Origin of the sequence: Actinomadura harenae (genome assembly GCF_003696215.1) — a bacterium.
GTDB lineage: Bacteria > Actinomycetota > Actinomycetes > Streptosporangiales > Streptosporangiaceae > Spirillospora > Spirillospora harenae.
Genome location: NZ_RFFG01000267.1, coordinates 1 through 1,316 on the forward strand (window position 1 = coordinate 1; position 1,316 = coordinate 1,316).

A 1,316-nucleotide genomic window follows, 5' to 3' on the forward strand; every position below is an offset into this window, starting at 1 on the left:
CGCCTGGCCCGCGCGCGGCGACCTCGCCGGTGACCGCGCCCTCACCCGCGACGCCCTCGCGACCTGGGCCGCCCTGCGCGGCGCCGGACGCCTCCAGCACGGCGCGGTCCAGCTCCTCTATGCCGGTCACCTGGACGGACGCACCGTCGCGGTGCTCCGCGACGGCGACCGCGTCGCCCGCTTCTCGGGTCCCGGACGTCCGCTGGAGGTCGCGGCGACGGGCACCGACCCGTCCGCGCCGGTCGCGCTCGGCGGCGGCCGCTACCTCCTCGCCCCCTGGGACTCCGGGGCGGCCGTCCCCGGCGGCGACGCCGTCCGGGTCAGGGACGGCGTCACCGAGCCGCTCGCGCCGCCGACCCACTGCGGGCGCGGCCCGGTCCTCGACCTCACCGGCCCGGACGGCGGCCGCACGATCGGCGACCTCGGCGGGGCCCGTCCCGTCGTCCTCGGCTACCACTCGGACGCCGATCATTCGGAGGCCGCCGGGCACCGGAGCGCGTCGTCGCACAGCGCGCCCGGACGCCTCACCGGCGCCGGCCTGAGACTGTGGGACCGGCTCGGCTGCGTCCTGCCCCAGCCGACCCGCCCGGTGGACCGCGCGGACGCCGCGGACTTCTGGTCCGGGTCCGTGCCCCACGGCGGCGGCGCCGCCGACTGGGTGTGCACCCGGTTCGACTTCGCGGGCGGCGGCAGCGCCGGGCAGGCGGCGCTGGTCGGACGCACCGCCGACTCCAGCCTGTCGGCGGGCGCGGGCGGCTGCGACGAGCGCCGCCCGGTGTCCGGGCTCTGGTGGCGCGCGGGCACCGGCCACTGGTACTACCTCGCCGCCGCCGGCCACGGCCTCGCCCCGGAGGCGGACGGCCCGCTCCGCCACGTCGACGTCACCGGCCGCCTCCTGGTCGCCGTCCCCCATGGCGAGCCCAAGGCGCGCCCGGACACCCCGATCGACCTCACCGCGCACACCGCGTGAGGCGTGTGACGGGGGAGCGGGCGGTCCGTCCGCCCGGTCCCGGACATCGCCGGTAGCGAGACGGCTCGAGGAGTTTCCCGTGGCGGAGGAAATCAGCGCCAATTCCGTGGCGAACAAGCATTATCGGAGACTTGCCCGGATCGCTTATCTCGTCCTTCCGGAAGGGCTCGACCGGCACGACCGGGTGGTGCTCGCGCACTGGATCGTCGGCCGTGCCCGCCACCGCCGGGACCGCCGCGGGGACGCCGAGGTGATCTACGCCGGGCTGCGCCGCCGCGTGCTGCGCGCCGCGCTCCGGTCGGCCGCCCGCGTCGACGAGCGCGGGCCGGGCGCCGAGCGGGTCCGC

The 1,316-nt window shown here is 78.4% G+C and carries 1 protein-coding gene and 1 pseudogene; both read left to right on the forward strand.

Annotation, left to right across the window (positions count from 1 at the left end):
- Positions 1-970, forward strand: a pseudogene (locus EBO15_RS45020) (hypothetical protein); the annotation flags it as partial.
- Positions 971-1,049: 79 nt separating this feature from the next.
- Positions 1,050-1,316 (forward strand): hypothetical protein (locus tag EBO15_RS43965; protein WP_199745199.1); only part of this gene is annotated, 267 nt, incomplete at its 3' end.